Below are 6,014 nucleotides of genomic sequence, written 5' to 3'. Positions count from 1 at the left end.
TGAATGAAAAAAGGTTTAATATCCTTGCAAGAAACTTTATTTTTGGAGTTGAGGATAGTTTAGTCTCCACTGTTGGCGTAATTTCTGGAGTCGCGGTTGCGGGTATGCCAAAAATGACTATTCTTGTTACAGGCATGATTCTAATTTTTGTAGAAGCTTTTTCTATGGGCGCGGGGAGCTTTATTTCGGAACATTCGGCGCAAGAATACGCAAAAAAGAAAAACAACGACCGACAGACAACATCTGCCTCTCTTGTGATGTTTGTATCTTATTTCATCGCAGGTTTAATCCCAATCTTTCCATATTTAATTATGGATATTGAACTTGCTTTTTGGGTTTCTATATCCGCGTCTGTTTTGGGACTTGGACTTTTGGGATTTATAAACGCAAAAATATATAATACAAAAGTTTTCCATCATGCTTTTGAAATGCTTCTTATTGGCGGAGTGGCGATAGGCGTCGGCACCCTTGTCGGCAAGCTTGCCGATATGCTGATAAAATAATTTTTTTTAAAAATATAAAATCACCCATTTTCAGGTGATTTTTTTATTTTAAAATCTCTAGTGCTTTTGAAAGCGGAGCGTTATCAATATCTTTTACATAAATATCGGGGCTTACTCCGACTCCATTCAGTTTTTTTCCATTAGAACTTAGAACACGAAGTATACTAACCTTAATTACGCCTCCACCCGGTAAAAAATAATTATATTGAAGTATACCTTTTCCATATGTATTTTCACCAATCAGGACTGCGCTTTTGTGATCCTTCACTGCCGAGCTAAAAAACTCTGAAGATGAATAAGTCCTTTTATTAATAAGAACCGCCGAACGAAACCCTTTCAAAAGAGGTGTGCCATTATACAGTGCGTGCATCGTCTCTTTATTATTATTATTATCTAAAACAATATATGCTGGCTTAGTACCAAGCCACAAGAGCCCAAGCGTTTTACGGCAGACTTCTGTTAACCCGCCTTTGCTATTCCGCAAATCAAGAATAAATTTCTTGCTTCCATCTTTCAGGGGGTTAAAGGCAGACAGAAACTCTTCTATCGTTCTGGTATCAAATACCATAATATTGCAGTAGATTGCGCCTCTGTATTTCTTACAGGTGGCAACTGGCTCGGGATGATTTTCTTTTGGGGCTATCATCCACTTGACTGCAATCTTGGCTTTCTGTGGGACGTAAAATCCTTTATAGGGGTCGTCTATTTTTCTAACAATGGCCTCAATAGACGCATAACATAGTTGGCTTTTATTTTTTCCGGAAATACGTGACGCACGAACAACAAGTGGCCAGAAATACCAAGCGCTATATTTGTTTGTTTTTCTATTGCTGAAAAGAGTAGTATTATTTCCGGACGCATATTCAAGACCTTTTAAAGCATAGCCATAAATTTGCTTGCTTGTAACTTGCTTATAAAATTTGCTTGATAAAAAATGCCACGCTTCACTCAGAACTAAATAATCGCATCGACCAGAAGGATTTGCATTAACAGCGAACTTATATCCCCGACTTAATGCTTCGGCTCCATTTCCATGGACTGTGTGTCCGCAAGCGCAAAAATAAATAAAAAGAACGGATAAAAATTTTACTCTCATTTCTTCTCCTTACCTCAACTTCAATCATTACATAAATTAACGCTTTTGTCAACTGTAAAAATAAAAAGGCCGCCCTTTAAAAGAACGGCCAAATATTATTTATTAAAATACTTTACTGCGGCGACAAGCTGAGGATCACGCGCATTTGAAAAATCTTCAATACCTTTTTGCACTTCGATATTGGGACTAATTCCCTTTTTGTTAACAATGTCACCAAGTGGCGTCCAATATTCTCTGATGGTAAGGTTTAGGGCTGCTCCCAAAACCGGCATCAGAGCCTGAACGGTCCCCTTGCCAAACGTTCTTGTACCAATGACAACAGCTTTCCCATGATCTTGTAGAGCGCCGGCAACGATTTCTGAAGCAGAGGCGCTAGTATGGTTTACCAAAACAACGGTTTTGTAATTTTTGAAATTTGCTTTTCCGCCTTGTCCGAAAAGCGAAGTAAATTCTTTTCTGACTTTGATGGTAGCGCCAATAAATTTGAACTCATTGAACCAGCCATAAGCCAAAAAGCTATTTGCGGAGCCCAAAAGTCCGCCGAGATTGTTGCGCAAATCAATAATAATCTTGCTATCATGCTCAGCCTTAATAGACTCGTAACTCTCTATGAAATCTTTCATCAAATTTTCGCCAAACGAAAACAACCGACAATAAACAATCTTACCCAAAAGCTGACAATGGGCATTCTTATAGGTTATCTTTGCGCGGGTGACCATTACTGTTTTTAGCCCCTGCCGTTTAATGGTCAAACGAACAGATGTCCCTGCTCTACCCTTGATACGCGAAGTTATTTTTGTATAATCATTTGCCGCTTTCAAATTCAACTTACTGACATAAACGCTTTCTACTGCAATGAGTTCGTCGTAATCCCGAAGACCTGCGGATGCAGCCGGAGAATTTGGATGAACGGTTCTGATGAAAATTCTCTGTTCTGGTTTTACAAAAATCTGAAAGGTAACGCCGATCCCAACATAATTACCGCCAATAACTCCACGAACAAAATCTTTTGACATATTGGCTGTCACGAAAGTGCTGAATCTATCACCCAAATAACTAACCGTCCCCTGAACTGTAGCATAACAAAGTCTGCTCAAATTCTTATTACTTGTGTCACGAGCTCCAATAACCATTTCCCAAAGCTTCTCGCTACTATATTCTTCATCTTTTTTAAACTCCGGAAGTTCTACTTCTTTTCCAAGTTCTTTTGAGAGTCCTTTTAGCCCACCTTTGAAAACATCTTTATTGCTAACCTTCTTATAATAAGACTTGTTGATTTCTATAAAGCTTCTATGAAGCATCATAAAAGAACATCTGCCCGAAGGGTTAAGAGCCGCTTCCATGGCAAAAAGTTCTGTAATTGACTTTCCGCTACCAATTTTGGGTGGACCAAACCAACCGCAACCACCAAATACAATAATCAAAAATACTGTAAAAATACGCATCTCTTCCTCCGTCCTTCGCCTTAGCGAATCAGTGCCCTTCATAGCTTTGTGCAAAGACAGGCTGTATCCTCTACAACCCCGCATAAACGCTTTGAACGGCGCGCTCTTGTCAATGTCCTATTTTTATCTTTACATATAAAGAACTCCGCGTCAACTAGCGGAGTTCGGATAATGCACTTTGCAAATCTTTTATTGATTTGACCGCTACCAAGCGTTTTCTCAAATCTTTGGCGCCAGAAATGCCTTTTACATAATAAACCAAATGTTTACGGAGGGTAATAATCTCCCCATGTTCTTTGAGGTGGAGTTTAGCATGCTCCAATATAATCTTCTTAATTTCTTGATGAGTCGGATTTATATTATTTTTATTTTTTATATTTTTAAAAATCATTGGATTACCAAGCGCTCCGCGTCCGATAAGCGCGCCACTTGCCCCGCTTATTTCAATTGCCTTCCGAAAACTCTCTGCATCAATTATATCGCCATTTATCAAAACCGGTATTTCTAATTTTCTACAAACCTTACGAATTATCTCCCAATTTGCCTTTCTATTGTAGCCCTGGGCTTTTGTTCTACCATGAATTGCAATCGCATCTGCGCCTGCGCGTTCCATTGCTGGCGCAAAACGTAAAATCTCACTTGGATTTTCCCAGCCAAGTCGAGTTTTCACCGAAACCGGAACTTTTACCGCGTTTTTTACAGCGCGGACAATATTTCCCGCTAACTTGGCATCTTTCATTAAGGAGGCACCAGAACCCCCGCTAACTCCCCCTTGGAAAGAGGAAGAACCCATAAAACTTCCGACAATTTTTTTTGCAGGGCATCCCATATTTATATCAATTCCGTCAGGCTTATATCTTTTTTCCAAAATACGCGCAGCGCGAGACATAATCTCCGGATCTTTTCCAAAAATTTGCAAAATTATCGGACGCTCTCTTTTATTAAACCTTGCCATTTCTAAAGTCTTTTTATTCTCATAAACTACTGCATCCGCGCTTACCATTTCTCTATATACCAAATCAACACCAAATTTTTTACATATTAAACAAAAAGCGCTATCAGTATAATCCGCCATTGGAGATAATGCTACGATTGGTTTTTTGATTTTTTTCCAGTTGAATTTCATATTATACTAATATGTTCCCGCGATAGCGGGAACATCTAAATTGATAATTGACCATTGATAATCGATTATTTCTTCAGATACCTCTCTAACGCAAACCATGCTGATAAAAAAGAAAAAACAAATATTCCAATAAACTGCAAAGCAAATAAACTGAATATATTCATTCTGTAGTAAGCAAAAATATCTCCTGCCTGACCATTAAAAAAGGTCATTACTTTCGGTTGTAATAAAGATATTACAGGGAAAATCAATATAAGCGCAACCATCGTTGCAACAATACTATAGATAAGAAGCTCTATAATAAACTGCCCCTTAACAAACCAATTTGATGCGCCTACAAGACGCATAATACTTATTTCATGCCGATGCGCATCAATACCCATACGAATAGTATTAAAAATTACAATAATCGCAATAAGGGCAAAAAATAAACTGATTAAAACTATGAATTGTCTAATAAAGCTGGTCATTCTATTTATTACTGCAATGAGTTTTTCATGATCTCCAAAATCTTTATTTTCAATTATTTTATCATAAACAGGAGTATCAAGCTGTTTCAAGACAGCTTGATAATCACCAACATTTACGGTTTGCACTACCAATGCTCCGCCAAAAGGATTGGTTTCTAAAAATGCTAAGGAAGACAAAATACCTTGATCGTCTTTATGCGTATCCTTAAATTCTTTCAAAACATCGTCCGGAGTTTTATATATCACATTAGACACATTGGCTAACCCCATAAGATAAGATCGCAAACTCTGCGCTTCCTCATTTGTTGCGCTTGTCTCCAAATAAATACTAACATCAACTTTTGACTGAACCTGGCGAGACGCTTCGTTTGTTAAAAAATTTATTATTACCAGCCCGTTAATCAATAAAAGAAGAACTGTTAAAATTATAATTGTCAAAATTTTTAACCAAAAATTACGGGCAAAATTTTGCGCTCCAAATTTAAATATTTTTTGTATGTTAGCCAACATCGTTATTAAAAAATTTAAATATTATATTTTGTATCTGCCATGTTCAGCATCGGCGACTATCAATCCTTGTTCCAACGTGATGACTCGTTTTTTTAAATCATTAACTACGTCGCGATTATGTGTAACTAGAAGAACTGTCGTGCCAAGGCTATTTATTTTTTTCAACAAATCAATAACTTCTTGTGTATTCAATGCATCGAGATTTCCAGTCGGTTCATCAGCAACCAAAACCTTAGGGCTATGGACGAGAGCACGCGCAATTGCGGCTCGTTGTTGCTCCCCACCGGAGATTTGAAGTGGATATCTATCTTCTTTTCCTTCAAGCCCGACAATCCTCATAACCTGTGGGACAATCTCGCCTATCCGTTTATTATTTATTCCACAAACCTCCAAAGCATAAGCTACGTTTTCAAAAATTGTTTTTTTAGGTAAAAGTTTATAATCCTGGAAAACCGCTCCTATCTGCCTACGTAAAAAAGGAATTTCATTTCTCTTTATTTTTGTTATTTCCCAATCTCCAATCTTAAGCTCACCATGAGAAATAGGCTCCTCAGCTATTAATAATTTAACTAATGTTGTTTTTCCACTACCCGATTTTCCGATTACAGAAACAAACTCCCCTTCTTTAATTCGAAGGCTTATATTTTTTACACCGATAAAATTTGGCGGATAAATTTTTGAAACATTCTTAAATTCAATCATAAGCTGAAAAGTTTCTTTTAGAAATAAAAATAGCCAAGAACAAAATTTTATCTCAGTGCGACATCGCGCTGGACTAAATTACGGTTTTATTTACCTAATCAGTTCTAAGCCGAAGGTGGGAATCGAACCCACAACCTACGGTTTACGATACCGTTGCTCTAC

General features: G+C 37.6%; 6 protein-coding genes and 1 tRNA gene. 1 reads left to right on the top strand and 6 read right to left on the bottom strand.

Annotated features, from left to right (window positions below; translation table 11 throughout):
* Positions 1-104: 104 nt before the first annotated feature.
* A complete protein-coding gene (locus COU51_00905) occupies positions 105-503 on the top strand; it encodes a hypothetical protein (GenBank protein PIR67000.1) in 399 nt (132 codons plus the stop codon).
* A 43-nt stretch (positions 504-546) separates the two neighbouring features.
* Here COU51_00905 and COU51_00900 read toward each other — a convergent pair whose 3' ends face one another.
* The 6 genes from COU51_00900 to COU51_00875 all read right to left on the bottom strand — a co-directional run bounded on the left by COU51_00900 (position 547) and on the right by COU51_00875 (position 6,014).
* Complete coding sequence (locus tag COU51_00900) at positions 547-1,599, bottom strand: hypothetical protein (GenBank protein PIR66999.1); 1,053 nt, start codon at positions 1,597-1,599, stop codon at positions 547-549.
* Positions 1,600-1,694: 95 nt separating this feature from the next.
* Positions 1,695-3,128, bottom strand: coding sequence for a hypothetical protein (locus COU51_00895; GenBank protein PIR66998.1), 1,434 nt, complete (start codon positions 3,126-3,128; stop codon positions 1,695-1,697).
* A gap of 70 nt (positions 3,129-3,198) precedes the next feature.
* Positions 3,199-4,170: a tRNA dihydrouridine synthase DusB gene (locus COU51_00890; GenBank protein PIR66997.1), complete on the bottom strand. Its 972-nt coding sequence runs from the start codon at positions 4,168-4,170 to the stop codon at positions 3,199-3,201.
* Between the two features lie 65 nt (positions 4,171-4,235).
* Positions 4,236-5,150 carry a hypothetical protein gene (locus COU51_00885; GenBank protein PIR66996.1) on the bottom strand — a complete coding sequence of 305 codons (915 nt, stop codon included), beginning with the start codon at positions 5,148-5,150 and terminating at the stop codon, positions 4,236-4,238.
* 21 nt (positions 5,151-5,171) lie between these two features.
* Positions 5,172-5,852 (bottom strand): cell division ATP-binding protein FtsE, encoded by a 681-nt coding sequence (locus tag COU51_00880; GenBank protein PIR66995.1) that lies wholly within the window; start codon positions 5,850-5,852, stop codon positions 5,172-5,174.
* A 107-nt stretch (positions 5,853-5,959) separates the two neighbouring features.
* Positions 5,960-6,014, bottom strand: a tRNA-Ser gene (locus tag COU51_00875).

This window comes from Parcubacteria group bacterium CG10_big_fil_rev_8_21_14_0_10_36_14 (assembly GCA_002772895.1).
GTDB lineage: Bacteria > Patescibacteriota > Patescibacteriia.
Note: the sequence above shows the minus strand (reverse complement) of the source record. Positions and strands in the feature narration are given on the sequence as shown.

Coding starts and splice junctions, on each gene's coding strand:
- COU51_00905 (PIR67000.1), top strand. CDS start 105: ATGCCAAAAATGACTATTCTTGTTACAGGCATGATTCTAATTTTTGTA.
- COU51_00900 (PIR66999.1), bottom strand. CDS start 1,599: ATGAGAGTAAAATTTTTATCCGTTCTTTTTATTTATTTTTGCGCTTGC.
- COU51_00895 (PIR66998.1), bottom strand. CDS start 3,128: ATGCGGGGTTGTAGAGGATACAGCCTGTCTTTGCACAAAGCTATGAAG.
- COU51_00890 (PIR66997.1), bottom strand. CDS start 4,170: ATGAAATTCAACTGGAAAAAAATCAAAAAACCAATCGTAGCATTATCT.
- COU51_00885 (PIR66996.1), bottom strand. CDS start 5,150: ATGTTGGCTAACATACAAAAAATATTTAAATTTGGAGCGCAAAATTTT.
- COU51_00880 (PIR66995.1), bottom strand. CDS start 5,852: ATGATTGAATTTAAGAATGTTTCAAAAATTTATCCGCCAAATTTTATC.